Origin of the sequence: Nitrososphaera viennensis EN76 (assembly GCF_000698785.1) — an archaeon.
GTDB lineage: Archaea > Thermoproteota > Nitrososphaeria > Nitrososphaerales > Nitrososphaeraceae > Nitrososphaera > Nitrososphaera viennensis.
The window spans coordinates 1,512,116-1,530,566 of the sequence record NZ_CP007536.1 but is presented as its reverse complement, the minus strand read 5'-3'; the positions used below and the strand labels follow the sequence as shown (position 1 = coordinate 1,530,566).

At 54.9% G+C, this 18,451-nt stretch carries 21 protein-coding genes; 10 read left to right on the top strand and 11 right to left on the bottom strand.

From position 1 onward, the window contains the following. Nucleotides 1–134: 134 nt before the first annotated feature. Nucleotides 135–473, bottom strand: a complete 339-nt coding sequence (locus NVIE_RS08715; RefSeq protein ID WP_075054912.1) for a 4a-hydroxytetrahydrobiopterin dehydratase — start codon at nt 471–473, stop codon at nt 135–137. 348 nt (nt 474–821) lie between these two features. Between NVIE_RS08715 and NVIE_RS08705 the strand changes: the two genes are divergently transcribed. From NVIE_RS08705 to NVIE_RS08695, 3 genes are all read left to right on the top strand, one after another. Next, nucleotides 822–1,895: a hypothetical protein gene (locus NVIE_RS08705; protein ID WP_144239595.1), complete on the top strand. Its 1,074-nt coding sequence runs from the start codon at nt 822–824 to the stop codon at nt 1,893–1,895. Nucleotides 1,896–2,103: 208 nt separating this feature from the next. Then, nucleotides 2,104–3,009, top strand: coding sequence for a hypothetical protein (locus NVIE_RS08700; RefSeq protein ID WP_144239594.1), 906 nt, complete (start codon nt 2,104–2,106; stop codon nt 3,007–3,009). Between the two features lie 209 nt (nt 3,010–3,218). After that, the gene (locus NVIE_RS08695) at nt 3,219–4,145 is read left to right on the top strand and encodes a polysaccharide deacetylase family protein (protein ID WP_158435154.1); all 927 of its coding nucleotides are present in this window, start codon (nt 3,219–3,221) and stop codon (nt 4,143–4,145) included. Between the two features lie 38 nt (nt 4,146–4,183). On the opposite strand, the gene NVIE_RS08690 is transcribed toward NVIE_RS08695, so the two are convergent. Then, on the bottom strand, nt 4,184–5,110 hold the full coding sequence (locus tag NVIE_RS08690) for a TIM barrel protein (protein WP_075054907.1): 927 nt from the start codon (nt 5,108–5,110) through the stop codon (nt 4,184–4,186). Nucleotides 5,111–5,296: 186 nt separating this feature from the next. Here NVIE_RS08690 and NVIE_RS08680 point away from each other — a divergent pair, with 186 nt between their 5' ends. Both NVIE_RS08680 and NVIE_RS08675 read left to right on the top strand, forming a co-directional pair. Then, complete coding sequence (locus NVIE_RS08680) at nt 5,297–5,650, top strand: DUF4342 domain-containing protein (RefSeq protein WP_084790725.1); 354 nt, start codon at nt 5,297–5,299, stop codon at nt 5,648–5,650. A gap of 326 nt (nt 5,651–5,976) precedes the next feature. Next, nucleotides 5,977–6,942 carry a hypothetical protein gene (locus NVIE_RS08675; protein WP_084790724.1) on the top strand — a complete coding sequence of 322 codons (966 nt, stop codon included), beginning with the start codon at nt 5,977–5,979 and terminating at the stop codon, nt 6,940–6,942. 81 nt (nt 6,943–7,023) lie between these two features. Here NVIE_RS08675 and NVIE_RS08670 read toward each other — a convergent pair whose 3' ends face one another. Continuing rightward, nucleotides 7,024–7,365 carry a nitroreductase/quinone reductase family protein gene (locus tag NVIE_RS08670; RefSeq protein ID WP_075054906.1) on the bottom strand — a complete coding sequence of 114 codons (342 nt, stop codon included), beginning with the start codon at nt 7,363–7,365 and terminating at the stop codon, nt 7,024–7,026. A gap of 6 nt (nt 7,366–7,371) precedes the next feature. Beyond that, nucleotides 7,372–7,752: a hypothetical protein gene (locus tag NVIE_RS08665; protein ID WP_144239593.1), complete on the bottom strand. Its 381-nt coding sequence runs from the start codon at nt 7,750–7,752 to the stop codon at nt 7,372–7,374. A gap of 500 nt (nt 7,753–8,252) precedes the next feature. On the opposite strand from NVIE_RS08665, the gene NVIE_RS08660 reads away from it, so the two are divergent. Continuing rightward, complete coding sequence (locus NVIE_RS08660) at nt 8,253–8,606, top strand: hypothetical protein (protein WP_227717307.1); 354 nt, start codon at nt 8,253–8,255, stop codon at nt 8,604–8,606. Nucleotides 8,607–8,820: 214 nt separating this feature from the next. Here the strand turns inward: NVIE_RS08660 and NVIE_RS08655 are convergent, their stop codons facing one another. Beyond that, nucleotides 8,821–9,096: a hypothetical protein gene (locus tag NVIE_RS08655; RefSeq protein WP_075054904.1), complete on the bottom strand. Its 276-nt coding sequence runs from the start codon at nt 9,094–9,096 to the stop codon at nt 8,821–8,823. A 132-nt stretch (nt 9,097–9,228) separates the two neighbouring features. Then, complete coding sequence (locus tag NVIE_RS08650) at nt 9,229–9,435, bottom strand: hypothetical protein (protein WP_144239592.1); 207 nt, start codon at nt 9,433–9,435, stop codon at nt 9,229–9,231. Nucleotides 9,436–9,550: 115 nt separating this feature from the next. Here NVIE_RS08650 and NVIE_RS08645 point away from each other — a divergent pair, with 115 nt between their 5' ends. Beyond that, the gene (locus NVIE_RS08645) at nt 9,551–10,081 is read left to right on the top strand and encodes a hypothetical protein (RefSeq protein WP_075054902.1); all 531 of its coding nucleotides are present in this window, start codon (nt 9,551–9,553) and stop codon (nt 10,079–10,081) included. Nucleotides 10,082–10,095: 14 nt separating this feature from the next. Here the strand turns inward: NVIE_RS08645 and NVIE_RS08640 are convergent, their stop codons facing one another. Beyond that, nucleotides 10,096–10,431: an antibiotic biosynthesis monooxygenase family protein gene (locus NVIE_RS08640; RefSeq protein ID WP_227717306.1), complete on the bottom strand. Its 336-nt coding sequence runs from the start codon at nt 10,429–10,431 to the stop codon at nt 10,096–10,098. Between the two features lie 161 nt (nt 10,432–10,592). Between NVIE_RS08640 and NVIE_RS08635 the strand changes: the two genes are divergently transcribed. Continuing rightward, complete coding sequence (locus NVIE_RS08635; protein WP_075054901.1) at nt 10,593–11,969, top strand: multicopper oxidase domain-containing protein; 1,377 nt, start codon at nt 10,593–10,595, stop codon at nt 11,967–11,969. A 10-nt stretch (nt 11,970–11,979) separates the two neighbouring features. Here NVIE_RS08635 and NVIE_RS08630 read toward each other — a convergent pair whose 3' ends face one another. After that, nucleotides 11,980–12,543 (bottom strand): hemerythrin domain-containing protein, encoded by a 564-nt coding sequence (locus tag NVIE_RS08630; RefSeq protein WP_075054900.1) that lies wholly within the window; start codon nt 12,541–12,543, stop codon nt 11,980–11,982. A 92-nt stretch (nt 12,544–12,635) separates the two neighbouring features. On the opposite strand from NVIE_RS08630, the gene NVIE_RS08625 reads away from it, so the two are divergent. Both NVIE_RS08625 and NVIE_RS08620 read left to right on the top strand, forming a co-directional pair. Continuing rightward, entirely contained in the window at nt 12,636–13,466 is an 831-nt protein-coding gene (locus NVIE_RS08625; RefSeq protein ID WP_075054899.1) for an AAA family ATPase, read from the top strand. 10 nt (nt 13,467–13,476) lie between these two features. Beyond that, on the top strand, nt 13,477–15,057 hold the full coding sequence (locus tag NVIE_RS08620) for a vWA domain-containing protein (RefSeq protein WP_075056104.1): 1,581 nt from the start codon (nt 13,477–13,479) through the stop codon (nt 15,055–15,057). Here NVIE_RS08620 and fsa read toward each other — a convergent pair. The 3 genes from fsa to NVIE_RS15415 are packed head-to-tail and all read right to left on the bottom strand — an operon-like array spanning nt 15,054 to nt 18,337. After that, nucleotides 15,054–15,719, bottom strand: coding sequence for a fructose-6-phosphate aldolase (gene fsa / locus NVIE_RS08615; protein WP_075054898.1), 666 nt, complete (start codon nt 15,717–15,719; stop codon nt 15,054–15,056). The genes NVIE_RS08620 and fsa overlap by 4 nt on opposite strands. A 1-nt stretch (nt 15,720) precedes the next feature. Next, complete coding sequence (locus NVIE_RS08610; RefSeq protein WP_075054897.1) at nt 15,721–16,701, bottom strand: transketolase family protein; 981 nt, start codon at nt 16,699–16,701, stop codon at nt 15,721–15,723. Beyond that, on the bottom strand, nt 16,688–18,337 hold the full coding sequence (locus tag NVIE_RS15415) for a ribulose-phosphate 3-epimerase (protein WP_084790723.1): 1,650 nt from the start codon (nt 18,335–18,337) through the stop codon (nt 16,688–16,690). The genes NVIE_RS08610 and NVIE_RS15415 overlap by 14 nt, the downstream gene beginning before the upstream one ends. Nucleotides 18,338–18,451 lie beyond the last annotated feature (114 nt).

Genomic DNA, 18,451 nt, shown 5'->3' with positions numbered 1-18,451 from the left:
ATGATTCGTTTTGTTTTCAAGAATTGTTTTGTCGTTGTGCACTTTGCACATACATTATGAGGGTTATTAAAATACAGAAGAGCGGCAGTTATCTGAAAGTAAGCAGTGAGCAGTTACCGGAAATAATTACCTGCTCAACTTTCCAGCAGCTTGTCGGTCTTGGCGGCCATGATAAAGTCGTTCTTGTGCAGGCCGCCTATCGCGTGGGTCCACCACGTGACGGTTACCTTGCCCCATTCTGTCAGCAGCGCAGGATGGTGCCCTTGCTCTTCTGCCAGTGCCCCTACCTTGTTTGTAAATGAAAGCGCTTCTGCAAAATTCTTGAACTTGTAGACCCGCCTGAGGACTTTTATCCCGTCCACGAGGGCTAATTCCCAGTCGGGCACGCCGGGCCGGAGCTCCGCAATCTCCCTTTCTTGAAGCACGGGCACATCTCCTCTGCACGCCTCGCATTTTAGCTCATGAAGGCTCATAGCCTCTTGGTACGGCAGAAAAAATATTTACGAGTTATCGTCATGGTTGTAATGTCGCGTTATTTCGGGCGCAAACTCTGGAAGAAACTGCCCTGGCATTGTTGGAGCCAGATGAACCATTTGGAGGACATATATCCCGGACTATTCGGTGGCGGGCCATGGGACCTGGACTATGTTTAAAACAAGATGATAATGGGATCAGTCCTCACCCGTGATTTCCGGCATGGTAAAAAGTTCCAGAATTATCTTCAATACTGACATGTTTGGTGATATATTCTCTGTCTGAATCTGACAGTCAGGGCCGCAGAGTGCAAATAAACCGCAAAAAAACCGAGAGGAGAACAAACCGTGGTTGTAAGAGATGATGACGCTGGGACAAACAATATCGGTAATCGGATAAAGCGGCTATTATCGTCGTCGTCATCATCATCGCCCCAGCCGGCAAAAATTCGCAACCGGCTTATCTTTGTACTTGTTGCAGCGACGCTGGTGGCATCGATTCCTGTAATACTGGTGGTGGGAATCTCCCAAAAGCCAGGTCCGGCTGTGCCAACAACAACTACGACGACAACAACAACGACTACTAGAAACTCTTCCCCGTCAAAAGACAGGTTTGGAATCACCGAGCTGTATCCTACTTCTGCCAGTGGAATGGAGTGGTCGTCAAAATGGGACAACGGGGCGGCGCGGACAATAGTCAATGACGTTGATCCTGAGGATGACTGGTTTGAAACAAAGCACGGCGACGGGACGTACACGATAGACGGCGCAGGCACGCTGACAGCATCCGGCGACTATGTCAGGATGTACGTCCACGACCCTGCCAACGAGCGCGAATGGTCGGAGAACCTGGAGATAACGCTGTACGTCAAGAGAATAAGCGAAACGCAAATCGTCGACTATTCAGGCATGCAGGTGTTTGCGCGCACAAACCACGGCACGAACGGCAACGAAGAGGTGAACCTCTGCGACGACCGCGGCTACGGCGGCCTGGTGAACATCAACGGCCAGTGGTCGTTTGAGAAAGAGACGGCGCACCACCTGGACAATGGCTATGTCGACGTGGCAAGCCAGAGGCCGTCAGGCGAGCTACCGCTGAACACGTGGGTGGGCTTCAAGTACGTGCTGCGCAACATGGACGACAACACCAAGGTAAAGCTGGAGCTGTACCGGGACATGACTGGCGGCTTGAATGGCGGCTCATGGCAGAAAATAACGGAATTCATTGACAACGGCAACAATTTCGGTGCCGGCTACGGCGCATGCAGGCCCGGCGTGGACCCGGCGCTGCCGCTAATACACTCGTTCATAGACGATAGCAGCGAATCAAAAAAGCCAATGCTCTCTGTCTATGTGAGGCACGAATACGGAACGATGGCGTACTCGGGCTTTGACATAAGAGAGATCGACCCGCTTTCATGATGACTGCAGCAGTCTCCTCTGATCTACGGGAGCAAAAAATAGGAGCAGGCGCGAGAGAAATACGCGAATTTCTTTCTGCACTCTCCCTCAGGAGACTGAAATCATGGCTCTTTATTACTCGTTTGTGGATCATTGTAAACGACGAAATAGCATGATTGAAGGCGAGAGCGAAAAAAATAGCGCTGCCATGGACAAAAGACGAGTAGGGATGATGTCTGCGGCCGTGCTATCACTGACGGCCCTCTTGATTTTCGCGGCCATTCAATCATCGCCGTACAGGGCATCTGCCGCAGAGCAGGCGACCAAGATAACTGGCAACAATAATAATAACAACAACGCCGACAAAAGTAGCAGTAGCAGTAACAATAACATCGCTACCGCTACTGCCAAGCTGCGACAGCAGTACTGGCAGGATTTTTTGAAACTGGAAAAAGAATCCTGGCATTACAACTACGGCAAAATGGAAAAGCACAATGTCAAGGCATACCAAAAGTGGTACTGCGCAGACTTGCGCCTGCACGGCTACAAGGATTTCACTCACGCTTGCGACCCGTCATCTTATCCCAAGGGCGAAATGTGGCAGCACGAGCATCTCAGGGACGAGATACTCTGGAACAAGGCCAACCACCAGCCACATCACGAGATAAAGAAGACAGATGAACAGATGAAATATCTGCAAAAACGAGCAGAGATGAGAGATAACATGACCCGGCATGCAGAGGCCGACGACAAGACCTGGCGCCACTATCTGTCGCTGGAAAAGCAAGCCTGGCATTACGACTATGCCAAGACGGAAAAGCAAAACTTCAAGGCATTTCAAAAGTGGTGGGACAGAGGAGGAGCTGACAGGACGCACAAGATGTGGTTTTCAGAGCAGTATGGACGCGAGATACTCTGGGATAAAGCCGCTGGTGCTGACAAGGAGCACCACAACAACATTGTGCCATCAAAGAGCCGCATGCAATCATGGTTCGAAGAAGCGTATCTCCAGCATAAGGCAGAGATAGCGAAAAACAAGTGCGTGAACCCCTGGGAGAGGACGCCCGGTAATGCGGCGCCATCGTGGTCGGCGTGCCTGGGTGCAAAGGGTCCTTACGCGCGTCAAAGCATGTGAGACAGCAAAAGGCCGGAATAAAGTAGTAGCTTTGTTGCATGAAAAACCTGTTTTCGCGGTGTATTATTGTTCTGCAATCAGAGGTGATGGCACCTTTAGCGTAAAATTCAATGCTTGGATTCTATAGAGTAGGTCTGCACCACGCTTTTAGTCCAAGAAAGGAAACGCAAGACGCGCCTGTACAAATGAAATGTGGCAAAAAAAGCCGGATGTTGTCAGCCAGGAATAGCTCGGCAGCAGTAGCAGCGGCTGTTGCAGCCCTGCTGCTCGTCTCTGGCATGGTCTCTGTTCCAATCTCTTCTGCCAATGCTTCCATTGCCGCAGCGCCTGCACAGGAGGAACAAGCCTGCAATTGCGTCATCTTTAGGCTTGATGACATTCAGGATGAGTGGATGAACTCGGTCCAGGTTGCACTCATGGATTATTTCATTGAAAAGAATGAAAAACTCAACGTCGGGGCGATAATGAACATTGTGGGAAACGATTCATCCGTGGTTGACAAAGTAAGGGCAGGCCTCTCGTCTGGCACGTTCGAGCTTGCAAGCCACGCGTGGGACCACGTCGACTACAAGACCCTGACTCTTCAGGAGCAGCGCGCCACGCTGCAGCGGGCCAACCAAAAGATGGTCGCGCTCTGGGGGACAAGCGCAGTAGTCTTTATCCCGCCGTACAACTCCTATAACGAAGACACTCTTGCCGCACTGGAAGCGCTCGACATGAAGATCATAAGCGCGGAATTCGACGAAGAGCTTTTGAGCGTCTACGACCCTGACGACCCTGACAGCCCAAACAACAAGGTCTACAAGGCAATGCCTGGCTCTGACATTTCAGACTCGCATGGCGTCTACCACCTCCCGCAGGTGGTGGGCTTTTACACCTACGATTCCGAACCGCCGACAAAGACATCGATGAATACTATGACAAGCAGCATCGACGAGGCAATATCATCCTACGGGTATGCAGTGGTGACATTGCACCCTGAAGACTTTGCAATCAAGGACTCAAACCAGAACCCGACAAACCAGGTTTCAAGCAGCGAACTGGCCGACCTGGATGCGCTCATCGACGACATTCGCGCCAAGGGATACACGATAAAGACCTATTCTGAAGTCGCAGGCATTTCTTCTTCTGACTAGGACGTTTTTACCCACGCGTTGTTGTTGATGATGTGATATCAATTTCGACTAGCCGTGCCAATGCGCTTTATCATGGCCGCCAGCACTTCCTTGGACCTTAGCGCGCTCTTTCTCGTGCCGTCTTCTATCACGATGGCGCTTGCCAGGTTCCTTCCAATGGCGGCCGACAGGCTGTTCTCGAAATGCACCCTGCCCGTGCCTATCGTCCTGTGGTCGTCTATCCTGCCGTTCGTGTCGACTGCGTGAAAGTGGATAGGCTCCGACACCCCTTCAAGGTCCAGGTCTTTTCCTGTCCTGATCAGGTGGTGCGCCGTGTCTATGCCGCGGATGACGTTGACGAAATTCCCCCTCCCGTACGGGACGAGGTCATAGTCAATGGCATCCGAGTAATGCTCCTCAAACACGATCTCGATGGGCCTGCCGCCGTCTACTTTCTTGTCGGCCGCGTACTTCGCTATCTCTTCCAGCGAGCGCATAAAGTTCGCCTGGACCTCTTCTTTTTTCCACCGGCGGTACGCCCTTAGCGCGGGAGCAAGGACGCCGTACACCTTGACAACGTTGGAGCCTACCAGGTATCCTGCCCTGTTGGCGCGCTCGGCCTTTAGGGAAAAGAAGGCAGGCAGGTCGCTAAAGCTGTGCAGGACCATCCTCGGGATGCCGGCAGCCTCCATGTAATCGAGCGTCTTTAGCGTGTATTCTACTGCCTTCTTCCTCTCGGCCCTGTCCGGCGAGTCGATGCTGGGCCTGTGCAAGGTCTTGTGGAGGGAGTTGTGCATGTGCTTGTCCGCGCTGAATTCCCTCAGCATGGCAAGGCAGTTTGGCTTTGCCGCAACAGAGCAGTGAAGGTGGTCTTCGCTGTGCTCCACCCCTGAAAATCCGTCCTCGTGCGCAAGCTGGGTAGCCTGCAGGGCGCCGGCGACAGTCACGTACGGCGCAACAGAGGTTACAATCCGGGGCTGCAGCATGGTGGTGAACGGGTCCCCTGTTCATGATGTCAGCGGGCAATAATAAGTAATGGCAGGATCAAGGCGGTTGCGCGCGCACACACACGTGCGCGCATGGACAACCTGGCTGTTGGTAGCCGCAGGAAAAACCTTGAATATTGTACTGTTGATTGATTGCTGGAGAAAAGAGGTACACGCAAGTTCGATATGGTCGAAGAAGCCACTCCCGGAAAATGCAAGGAATGCCATGCTGAACTCCCGTCTAATGCTAGATTCTGCCCCAATTGCGGGGCCCAGGTAGGGATTGAAAAGGACGTCTACAACGTCTCTGGCGAAGGCTTGGTCGGCAAAGTCAAGGAAATAATCAACGATGCCCAGGTCAAGAGAATCAACATAAAAGATGAGAAAGGCAAGCTGCTCTTGTCCATCCCTGTCACATGGGGAGCGGCCGGGGCGGTTGCGGTGCTCGCGCTGGCGCCATGGCTGGCCGCGCTGGGCGTAATAGCAGGAATAGTGACCAAATGCACCATAGAAGTCGAGAAGGCCAAGGCAAATCCGTAGCTTTTCTCTCGCCCCCTCTCTCTCGCCTTCTCTTTCTAGTTTTTCTTACTCCAGCAGCAGACTGCAATGAGTGAGCGTCTGACCTATTGTCGAAGAAGAGTATGGTAAAAGGTTCCAGTATTATCTTCAATAATGACACGTTTGTAGATATACCTTGCCTGTACCTGATAACCGGCTGCCTTGTATGTGCGTACGCGCGCACACACACGTGCGTGTACGTGTGCGCGTAAGAGCACACATGAACAGCAAATTCAAGGAGAAAAAAGTTGACTGTAGGAGATGCCGATGCAAGTAACAGCATGGGCGATCGCATAAAGCGATCCTTATTGTCACTGCTGCAGTCGCCGAACACTCGCAAGCGGCTCGTCTTTGTCATCATCATCATTATTGCTGCGGCGCTGCTGGCACTGGCTCTGGTACTGGTAATTTTGCTTCAGGCTGTGCCGCCAACGGCAACTGATCTCTTGTCGCCAAAGGACAGGTTTGGAATCACACGGCTGTACCCCACTTCTCCCGGGGGCATTGAATGGTCGTCAAAATGGGACAACGGGGCGGCGCGGACAATAGTCAATGACGTTGATCCTGAGGATGACTGGTTTGAAACAAAGCACGGCGACGGGACGTACACGATAGACGGCGCAGGCACGCTGACAGCATCCGGCGACTATGTCAGGATGTACGTCCACGACCCTGCCAACGAGCGCGAATGGTCGGAGAACCTGGAGATAACGCTGTACGTCAAGAGGATCGACGAAACAGAGATCGTCGACTATTCAGGCATGCAGGTGTTTGCGCGCACAAACCACGGGACAGAGGGCAGGGAGAATGTCAATTACTGCGACGACCGCGGCTACGGCGGCCTGGTGAACATCAACGGCGGATGGGCCTTTGAAAAAGAGACTGCGCACCACCTAGACGACGGCTACACCCGCGCGGCAGGGCAAAGGCCGTCAGGCGAGCTACCGCTGAACACGTGGGTGGGCTTCAAGTACGTGCTGCGCAACATGGACGACAACACCAAGGTAAAGCTGGAGCTGTACCGGGACATGACTGGCGGCTTGAATGGCGGCTCATGGCAGAAAATAACGGAATTCATTGACAACGGCAACAATTTCGGCGTTGACCGGGGCGCATGCAGGCCTGGCGTGGACCCGGCGCTGCCGCTAATACACTCGTTCATAGATGATAGCAGCGAGACAGGAAAACCCATGCTTACAGTCTATGTAAGGCACGAATACGGAACGATGGCGTACTCTGACTTTAGCATAAGAGAGATCACTCCCCTTCCGTGACTGCCGCGGCCGTGGCGAGCCTGCAAGTTATGGACCTGCGCATGCATACACGCATACGCGCTATATGGGCTGCTGTTGCTGCTACGCCGGCTTGAGCTCTACAATCAAGCCGTCGTCCCACCGGTATTTGGCATTCATCAATTTTGCGACTTCCACCGCCAGCCCGGGCTCATCTTCCTGCCTGACGGTCCTTGCAGTCCCCTCGAATTTCTTGTCGTTGACGCTGAAGAAAACGCCGGGGTCGTGCATGATGTTCTGGACCCAGTGGGAGCGTTCCCTGCGCTCTGACATTATGTAATATTTGCCTTCATGCTCGACAAACCAGATTTCTATCTGGTGCTTTTTGCCAGTCTTCCACCCCCTGGTGTCCAGGTACAGGAATTGTGGCTGGTTGTCGGCAGCAGCAGAAGAAAAAGCCACCACGCCTGCTCAGTATCTTGTACACACGTGCATCTTGCTCTTTCGTTTTTCGGCAAATGCCCTGGCCGGCGCGCTTTGGTGGCTTTTGCTACTGCGTTTCGCAGCCGGATGCCGAATCTGGGTCATGCTGCTGGGCCTGTTCGCAGTCAGATTGGCTGTCAAAGCACACATCGACGGTGCGTGTCTTGCCGGTGAATGGGTTAGTGACGGCGGCGCTGTAGCAATATCGACCTTGTCCATTATCGCCACCATTGCTATCTTGCCCATCTCTCTCACCATCGCTTCCCGAGCCCTGTCCTCCTCCCTCGCTGCCGCTGCCACTATTGCCGCTACCCCCACCGCCATCGCTTCCCGAGCCCTGTACCTGTATCTGTACTTGCGTGTTGCCAACCTCTACTGCACGTGCTGTCTGAATGTTCAACATGTACCCAACTGCTGCCGTCGCTCCGAGCAATATCGCAGATATTAATGCGACAGCAGCCAGCCTTGACGAAGTGTCGTTCCTCACATTCGTCAAATATCTGATTTTACTATTTAATTAAAGTGCAAATTCCCGCTATATCTATACTATATTGGAGGGTATGAGAATGTCTTTCGCTGATTCTGACCCGGATTGGGAGGCTCTGCTGCAACTACTGCTAATACCGTGATTGACCGTCAGGATCCCTTGTGCACACGCATACCAATCGTGCATATATCGGCGCCAGCCGTGGATCTTGGACGTCATGATATTAAACAGGTACGAATAATAGAGATCATCATCTGTGTCCTGTCCGGCAACTGTTTTAGATAATTATTGCCGTACCCAAGGTGGTTGCGAGGGAAAAATGGTAGTTGCTGATGATAATGATGCCGCTCTTCATCTAAAAAATATCTGCAGGCAGATACTCTTGGCTGACAGTTCTATCCGGTTTGCGGGAATTGCAAACAAGATGGGCAAAATGGTTGCCTCCGAGTTTCGAGAAGGGGTGAAACCTCTCTTGACCGACGAGGAGGTGGAAGGCTCTGCAGTCAAGTCTGTCCTTCGCATGAAGACCCGTGAAGATTATGAATCAAGACTTGGCAGGGCCGTATACACGTTCACCCTGTACGAGAAAGTGAAAAGGGCTTCAATCCCGTTGATGCACGGTGATTATGCCCTCCTGCTCATGTCCTTTGATAACTATGCCCGCCACGAAGAAATAATACTGGGCAAGGTGCTGCCCTTGTTGAAAAAGCACAGGCTCATCTCTTCTTCAGAATAAGAAAAAAATGCGCCAGCACACATATCTTTTGCAGAATATAGTAGTTCTTTTATCTATGTACGACATGGATACCACCTATCTTGCATGTCCCGCCGCACACACGCGCGCGCACACACACGCATCACCCAAGCACAGTCGTTTTTTCCCAATTATGCACGGCCGTGCTCAAATTATGCAATTATGCACGCTTGAAAAATGGAACTATGCATGTTGTTCATTCCAGGTCGATGAAAATGTTTCCCGGCCTGCCGTTTGCCCGCAGCCCGATCCTCAGCTTTCCATCGCCGTACTCTATGTCGCCGATGCTGTCCTTGAACCCGCGGGAGGCAAGATGAATCCGGCTTGATTTCAAGTTAATCGCGTACGTCCCGCTGTCGCTTTCCGTGGCAGAGACGAACCTGACCATCTTTTCATTGACGAGCTCGACCAGCTCCCTGCAGACCGGCTTGACTATCTCCCACGCTTGCGCTTCTGAAAGCTCTTTTGGCATTTCTTACGGTTCGTCATTGGAACCCGAATAAATATTAATTATCATCGAGATTGCAAGCAGGCGCGCGATTCTGCCACTGTGCGCGACCCTGACGGCATAACCGTGAAACTGTACTGCAGATAATAATAAGAATCAGTACGCGCGGGAGGAGACGATATTCTGCTTTGTTCTCTTTTTCACGCGCAACGGCAGCTTGCAGCACGGGCACCGGCACCCGTCGTCCCACTTTATGTAAATGTCGCAGGACGAGCACCGCTTGTAGCCGAGGCTGTACACCGAGTTCTTGCCTCCGCCAATCGTCTCCAGCCGGGCGCAAAGCCCCCTGCAGCCAAGGACCAACTGCTGCATCTAGGCCAGAATGATACTTATGCATCAGGTACGCATTGCAAGCGCCTGCAAGCGTTTCAGCATCGTTATTATAGTTCAAACGCGGAAAAACTCTGTAATAGTCCCCATGACAGATGATTCCAAAAAAACAGTCACTATGACGTTCCGCATCGAAGAAGGCGTCATGGGCAAGCTCCGGTCCGAGTCTGACAAGAGGGAAGTCAGCCTCAACACGCTTGTCAACCAGATACTTAAGCGCTTTGTCGAGTGGGACGTGTACGAGCCAAAGGTCGGCATGATACCGATCGCAAGGCCCCTGGTGCACACGCTCTTTGAAAGCATGGACAGGGAGGAAATACTGGAGATGGCGCAAAAGATTGGCAAGGGCGTGGTTCACGACATCGCGCTTTTCATGAAGACTAGGATGGACCTCTCGTCGTTCCTGTCGTGGCTTGAGACCCGGATGAAGAGCTCGTCAATCGAGTTTTCCCACAGCGAAAACGAGGGCCGGCACGTCTTTGTGATGAAGCACGACCTCGGATACAACTGGTCGCTCTACCACAAGACGCTCCTGGAGCAGATATTCAACGAGATCCTGAACAGGCGCGTAGACATCATGGTGTCAAACACCATGCTCACGCTCACAGTCGACGAATAGCGAAAGCAAGCAAGTCAGGACACGGAATCATAGGCGGATATTTTTGGCGGCCTTGCCATGAACGCAAGCGCCTCCGTGTGGAGCTTGGCGTGCTCGGATGTCGTGTGCATCTTGGCAAACGCCTCCTTGCTTTCCATGATGACCATTATCCGGTGCTGGCTCCCATTGGGCGACTTTAGCAGCTTTCTTGCTATAAAGCCGTCCTGCCTTGCAAGGACGCGGTTTGACTGCAAAAACCACTTCTTGAACTCCTCCTCCTTTCCTTTTTTCAGCTCAATGTCCGCTATTGCCACGAATACCATGCCCTCCAGGAGGGCGCGCTTTTCCACCAGCTGGTCCGCCAACGCCATCACATCTTTTCCGCCCCTATTAAAACAAGAGTCTGCATTGCAAGCGCCGGCAAGCAGGCGCGCCTGCGGCCGGCTGCAAAAGGTTGCAGGCGATTATAGTACGGAGGCGGGCTTGCTGTGTATACGGCCTGCCTATATGCAAAACCAGAGAAATTTTTCCTATGCCAAGTGAAAACAACAATAATGATGGTAGGGGAGGGAAAAAGCTTCTTGCTCTTGCAGTCGTGGCCGCGGTTGCTTCAAGCGTTGTGGCCGGCTCGCTCTTCTTCCTTGCGCCTGAAGGCCGGGCGGCAGGAGGAGGAGCAGCGGCAGCGGCGGCAGACAGCAACAATAATAATGCTAATGCTAAAAAAGAGGTCACGCTCGTGGCCGAAGAAGCCGAGATCGAGATAGCGCCCGGCGAGCGCGTTAAAGCGTGGACGTTCAACGGCACGATGCCCGGGCCGACCCTCAGGTTCACCGAGGGCGACAACGTCACCATACATTTCATAAACAAGACGCCCCTTGCGCACACGCTCCACCTGCACGGGAACCACGACGACGAAAGCGACGGGGTCCACCCGCAGTTGCTCCCCGGGGAGGCTTACAACTACACTTTCGTGGCCGACCCCGCCGGCGCGCTGATGTACCACTGCCACGCGTACCCGACGTCGCTCCACATCAGGATGGGCATGTACGGCGCGCTGATAGTAGACCCCAAAGATGACAGCAACAGCAAGCCCGAGCCGGCAAGAGAGTTTGTGATAGTGATGGGCGAGTTTGACCCGGAAGACCAGGAGAGCTTTGTGCCCAGGTACTATCTCGTAAACGGCTACGCGGACCAGTACATGGGCGAAGACAACAACATGCTGCACGTCAGGCAGGGCGAGCTTATCAGGATGTACGTCATCAACATGGGCACCACCATCCCGTACTCGTTCCACCTTCACAGCACCATCTTCAAGGCGTACCCGTCGGGGCTCTGGTCCAACGACCCGATAGACGCCCAGACGGTCGAAATAGGGCCGGGAAACGCCGCCATAGTCGAGGCGACGTGGAAGTGGCCCGGGACGTACCTCTTCCACAGCCACGGCCTGCAGGAAGAGCGGGGCAACATGGGCGAGATAATGGTCGAGCCGTCGCAGGGGCCGTACCGGGCAGAGTCGATGATAGGCTGGCAGCACGAGCTGATTGAAAAGCTGCAAAAGCCGGAGGTGACAGAGTACACCGGCGGTGCAAACAACGCCACCGCCCCGGCAAGCTCCTCCTCTTCCCCCCATCATGGCGCAGGCCCGCAGGTGGCAATCGTGGCAGGCTCGTGGGACAACAAACAAAAAGAGAACTATGCCCCGCGCGAAATCTCTGTCAATGCAGGATCGGAAGTGACCTGGGTAAACCAGGACACCATAGTGCACACGGTCACCGACAGGCAGGGGGCTTTTGACTCGTCGCTGATAGGGGCAGGCGGCTCGTGGACGCACAAATTCGACAGCGCAGGCAGGCACGACTATTACTGCGCGCTGCATCCGTGGATGGAGGGAAGCCTGACTGTGGAGTAGCAGCGATGGATCATTTTTTCTTCTTCATCCACTCCCTTTCTTCCAGGTACTCGACCAGCCTCAACAACTCCTGCACCCTTGCGCTCCCTCCCACGTCGATCCTGCACGCCTCATAGTGGCGCAGGATCTGCCTGTCCTCCTCGCTTGATATGCTCCTCATTTCTTCGACCATTTCAAAAAATTTCTCTTCCTTGCCGGTGTGGTCCGTGACAAACGCCGCGTACGTCTTTAAGAACCGCGCGACGGGCTCCCTGCCGTCAACAACCCCGCTCTTCCACTTTTTCAGGCTGCGGAGCATCATCCCTGCGACCCTGCGCCCGAACTCGTGCTCTATCTTGAACTTGCGCACCTCCTCCGCGTAGTCGCCACTCTTGCGCTCGTTTGCCGGAAAGTAGGCCTTTTCCTCCTTGCCGTGGTGGAACGCGTCCACAAACTCTTCGATGACGACGGAGATTATCTCGATTTCCTCAAGCGGGATGTCGTCGCCGGCGTACAGCCTGTCGGAGCATTTCTGCGCAATGTCGCGTATGCGCCTGACAGTGGCGTGGTCCTGCACGAGCTCCCGGGTGCTCATCGCCGCGGGAAAAAGTGTGCAGGCGCCTCTATTATAATATCTCTCGTACGCTTAAACGCTCAAATACCATTGTACCCCGCTATAACCCAGAGATGGCAGCGACTGAACTGGACGATGGCAGTCATGAGGTGGTTTACCTTGACTGGAACAACGCCCTGGACGTGCTTGAAAAGGCCTACAAGGCCGGGCTCTTTGTGCTAATCATCGGCCCCAAGGGGACCGGCAAGACCACGCTTGTGCGCAAGTTCGCCTCGGCGATGAAAAAAGAGCTTTATTCCGTGAACTTTTCGCTCAGAACGAGGGAATCGCACCTTGTCGGCACGAGGACGATTGACAAGGGGGAGATAAGCTTTGTCGAAGGCGTGCTGGTAAAATCGATGAAGGAAGGAACGATGCTGTACCTCGACGAGCTAAACGCAGCAGAAGCGGACGTCCTCCTGCGCCTTGACGAGGCCCTCGACGACAGGCGCCAGCTGGTGCTCAAGGAGGCCGAGGGCCAGCTCGTAAAGGCGTCGCCGGACTGGTTCGTGATTGCGACGATAAACCCGCTTTCGCACGTGGGGACAAAGGAACTGCCGCCGCAGCTCTTGAGCAGGTTCCCGGTGAGGATGAGGCTTGACTACCCGCCGGAGGACTTGGAGCTGGAGATAGTAAAGAGGCACGTCAAGATGGACGACGGCAGGATGCGCGACGTCAAGCACGCTATACAGCTCGCCAGGAGCCTGCGCGACGCCGCGGCCGTGGAAGAGCTGTATTACAGCCCGTCGCTCAGGGAGACCATAGCGTTTGCCAAGATGCTAAACGCCGGGCTTTCAGGCAGGCAGGCTGCCGAAGTCGTGTACGCAAACGCGTACGACCAGTGGGGCCAGGTGGAATACCAGAAGGTCCTGGACATGATAACCTCGATCTTTGGCGACAAGTGACGACAAAACAATGTCCAAGCTTGAAAAAGCCGTGATGCGAAACGACGTCCTCCTGGACATCGCCACGTTCCTTGCCCGCAGGTGGTCAGGAAATGACAGGACAATAATCACGCTTGCGCCGGACAGGCCGCCGGCGACCAAGCCGGACAAGAGCCAGGTGACGCTACCGGCGCTTGCCTACTACGTCGGCACGGACTTTCAAAGATACAGGCAGTGGCGCGTCGCCCTCTGGTACGAGTCGATGCGCATGCGCCATTCAAGCAAGGTGCTGTCAAACGAGCACGCTTTTGGCTTTCTCTTGAACACGCTAGAGACAAAGCGCGTCGAGATACTGGGCCTCCGCGACTGGGAGGGCATGGAAAACGAGCTGATATTTTACGAGGGTATATCGTGGCAGTCCCGGCAGCTTTTGAACACCATCTACGGCCGGTACAAGATTGCAGAGGCGTTCTCGCAGTATTTCCTGACAGGCTATGTAAAGGGCGAGCTTTTCGGGGGCGAGCTTGAGAAGGTGCAGAAAGCCGTCGAGTTTGCCAACGAGGTGGTGAAGGAGGCGCTTGACAACAACTATGGCACCGAGTGGGTCGAGCAGCAGATCCCAAAACTGATAAAGATGCTGGAGCTTGACCCGCTTGTCTCCATACCCGTCCTTGCGCCCCGCACCAGGATGGGCGCGTCGCTGACGCAGCAGGACGTGCTGAAGCAGATAGAGAAGGTCGTCAGGACGAAAAAGAGGGAAAAGGATTCCGAGGAAAAGTCCAAAGAGATCTACGAGGGAAGCGACGTGCTGCACGAGTTCGAGGCGCTCGTCAAGGAGAGCAAGAAGACCGAGAACAAGGGCTACGACAGCCTGGAGAACTTTGGCCTGAGCGTGCCGGACAGGATGGACGTGGACGAGACGCAAATCTACGACCTCGACCTCATACAGAAGGTCAAGGCCGCGTTCAGGGAGTGGAAGACAGGCTGGGTCGAGCGCCATGACGAGACAGGCGAGGAGCTTGACATCGAGACTATTGTGGAATCGCTGCCAAAGCCCTTCCTCTCTGACGTGAAACTGTCGATAAAGTCCAAGGTCGTCCTGCTCCTGGACCATTCAAGCAGCATAGCCGACGTGGAGACTGAATACAAGCAGGCCACGGTTGCACTCTGCGAGGCACTCAGCTACCTTGGCGTGAAGTTTGCCGTGTACGCGTTTTCCACCGAGAACCGGCAGGTAAAGTGCTGGGTGGTCAAGCCGCCAACGGTCAAGTGGTCGCTCGTGTGCGCCCGCCGGCTCGCGCAGATAAAGGCGGTTGGTGGGACGCCGCTTGCAGAGGTCTACGGGCTCCTGCAGCCGGTGCTCAAGTCGTTCAAGCCGGACATATTCGTGACCCTGACCGACGGCGAGCCGTCCGACTTTGACGCCGTGAGGGCGATGGTGCTTTCCTACCGCAAGGTCGGGATAAAGATGGTGGCAATAGGGGTCGGGCGCAACCTCAACGACGCGGTGGGAATCGGCCAGAACCTGAAATACCTGAACTATGAAAAGGCCCTGTCGGTCAGCCGGCTCCAGGACATGCCGAAAAAAGTGATAAAGCTCTTGCGCGCCTAGAGCGACAGTTTCGGGTTTTCCTTCTTTACCTTCTCCCAGTCTGCAAGAAACGCGGCAAGCCCCTTGTCGGTGAGCGGGTGGGCCATCATCTTGCCGAGTATGTCGGGGGGCAGCGTGACTACGTGGGCACCAACCTTGCCTGCCTCCACCACGTGCATCGGGTGGCGCACGCTTGCGACGAGCACGTTTGTGGTGAACTTGTAGTTGTTAAAGATCTGCACTATCTCCCGTATCAGGGTCATGCCGTCCTGCCCCGCGTCGTCCAGCCTGCCTATGAACGGGCTGACGTACGACGCGCCCGCCTTTGCAGCAAGGACTGCCTGGTTTGCGGAGAAGACCAGCGTGACATTTGTCTCTATTCCTTCCTCACTGAGCTTCTTGACCGCCTTCATGCCGTCAGGGAGCATCGGTATCTTGACTACGACGTTTCTGCCGTATTTTTTCAGCCTGTGCGCCTCTTCCATCATGCTGTCGTACGTCGTCCCGACGACCTCGAGGCTCACCGGGCCCTTGACAATGCGCACGATCTCGTGCATGATGTCGGCCGGGTTTCCCTTCTCCTTTGACAGAAGCGTCGGGTTGGTGGTGACCCCGTCGACCAGGCCCATGTCGTTGTACTTTTTTATCGAGTCGAGGTTGGCCGTGTCAAGAAAGATCTTCATCTTATTTTTTCATCCTGCTCCTTGCTTCAACTACCGCCTTTGCTATTTCTGTTGCGGTCAGGCCGTACTGCTCCAGGAGCGTGTCGACCTCCTCGTCCCTTGCCGACTCGCCAAACGTGTCGCGCACGCCGACGCGCTTTATCGGCACCGGATAAGTTTCTCCTGCCGCCTCTGAAACAGCCGCACCGAGGCCTCCGATGATGTTGTGCTCTTCGGCGGTGGCAATAGCGCCGGTTTCCTTGGCGCACTTTGCCACGAGGTCAAAATCGACCGGCTTTATCGTGAACATGTCGACCACCCTTGCAGAGATGCCCTCCTCGCGCTTTAGGAGATTTGCGGCTTCAAGCGCCTTTCCGACCATCAGGCCGCACGCAACTATCGTCGCGTCAGAGCCGTCCACAAGCACGTTGCCCCTGCCGACCCTGAACTGGTCGGCCGGGGTCGACTCTGCATAAACAAGCTCTGTGGTCGGCCTTGCAAGGCGCATGTAAAAGGGGCCCGGAGTGTCGACCATCGCCTTTATCAGGTGCCTGACTGCGACCGCGTCCGCGGGAACCATGACGCGCATGTTTGGCATGGCGCGAGTCGTGCTCAGGTCTTCAATCTGCTGATGCGACGCGCCGTCCGGGCCTACTGTCAGGCCGCCGTGCGACACGACCAGCTTGACGTCAAGGGCGGGATAGCATATCGTGTTTCGGATCTGGTCGACCGCCCTTCCAGGGATAAAAGCCGCATAGGTGCTTGCAAACGCCACCTTGCCTGCAATTGCCAGGCCGGCGGCGATCGAGACGAGGTTTGCCTCTGCGATCCCGACGTTGAACATGCGCTCCGGGTACTTGTCGCCAAATTTCTTGGTCTTGAGCGAGTCGGTGGTGTCCCCTCCGACGCAGACGATGCGCGAGTCGGTCTTGCCAAGCTCCACGAGGGCATCGCCGTACGCGCCCCTCATGTCTGCCGTCTTTTTCTCGCTACTTAATAGCATGAAGCTCTGCCTCTATCCCAAGTTCAGAAGCGTACGGAATCAATATATGTTTACGCGCCTTCATCCAGTCGCCCCTTATCCCGATGCGCGTCGCATGGTCGAGAAGTTTCTTCTCAAGCGCGACTGCCGCCTTGTGGCGCAGCTGTATCACCGCCGTGTGCACGTCGACGTTGCCGTAGACTGCGTTGCCGGCGACAAATATGCGCGCGCCGGCGTCGTACACCTGCGGCAGTGTTGTCGAGTCGATACCTCCGTCGGCCTCTATGTAGCCTTTAAAGCCGTGCTCGCGAAGCTTTTTGTTGACTGCGACCATCTTTGGAAGCACCTCTGGCATGAATTTCTGGCCTGCAAAGCCGGGGTTGACCGACATGACTATCACGACGTCGACGTTTGAAATGTGTGGGTACAGCCATTCTGGTATGTCTGTCTTGGGGTTTATCGCGATTCCGGGGCTGATGCCTGCCGCCAGGCACCTGTCCTGTATCTGCACAAACTCGTCCTCGTTGCACGCCTCTGCGTGGACCGTGATGACGTCGCAGCGCGCGTCGATGTACTCGTCAATGTGTGCGAGAGGGTTTTCTATCATCAGGTGCGCGTCAAAGGGAAGCACGGTAACGCGCCTCAGGCGCTTTATCGTGTCGGCAAGGAACGTCGTGTTCGGGACGAACTTGCCGTCCATGACGTCGAGGTGTATCATCTCCACGCCCTCGCGCTCGACCTTGCGTATCTTGTCCTCATAGTTTTCCTTCTCGCCGGCGATTATGGAGGGCGCGATGAAGTACTCGCTTTCCAGCTCCTCAAGGAGCACTGGCGTCTGCTTTTTCGACGGCGCCTTTCCGTGCCACTGCGGGTTGTTTGCCATGTGGCGTATCCCGTTTCCCTTGACCGTGTTTGCGACTATCATCACGGGCTTGTCCTTTACCTGAGACGCCCTGTTCAGCGCGTCCACCAACTGCTCCACGCGGTGGCCGTCTACTTCAAACACCTGCCAGTTGAACGCCTCCCACTTGTTCTTTGCCGGGTCAAGGGGCATGATGTCCTCGGTAAAGCCGTCCTGCTGGATGCGGTTTCGGTCAAGCACCGCTACCAGGTTGTCAAGCTTGAATTTTGCAGCCGCCATCGAGGCCTCCCATATCTGGCCCTCGTTTGACTCGCCGTCGCCTATCATGACATAGACGCGGTTTTTCTTGCCGTCCAGCTTGCTTGCAAGCGCGATGCCGACACCGACCGAGAGCCCGATGCCCTCCGATCCGCCGGAATACTCTACGCCGGGCACGCTGTGGTCCTTCTGGCGCCCCGAGTAGCGCACGGGGTGGCCCTGGAGGCGCGATCCCAGCTTGCGCAGCGTTTTCAGTTCTTCCGGCGGGAAATAGCCTGCCACCGCAAGGGTCGAGTAATAGCCGGGCGCAGAATGAGCCTTTGAATTGATGAAGTAGTCGCGCTCCTGCCACGCCGGGTCTTTCGGGTCATGCCTCATCCTGCGGAAGTAGAGCGTGCTCATTATCTCTGCGGCCGAAAACGACGCGCCGGGGTGGCCCGAGCCGGCCTCCGCGATCCCCTGGATGGCCCACATGCGGACCTCGCGTACCTTTCTCTTCAGCTCCAGATAGCGCATGTCAAATCCCATTATTGTCATTGTCACCCTGCCAGCAACAGCCCAAGCGGCAGCTGAAACCAGTCTTCGAGGAAATAAAAACATAGCTCCGTGCGCCTCTACACTACTACTACCTAAAAAAAGGCTATAACGCCG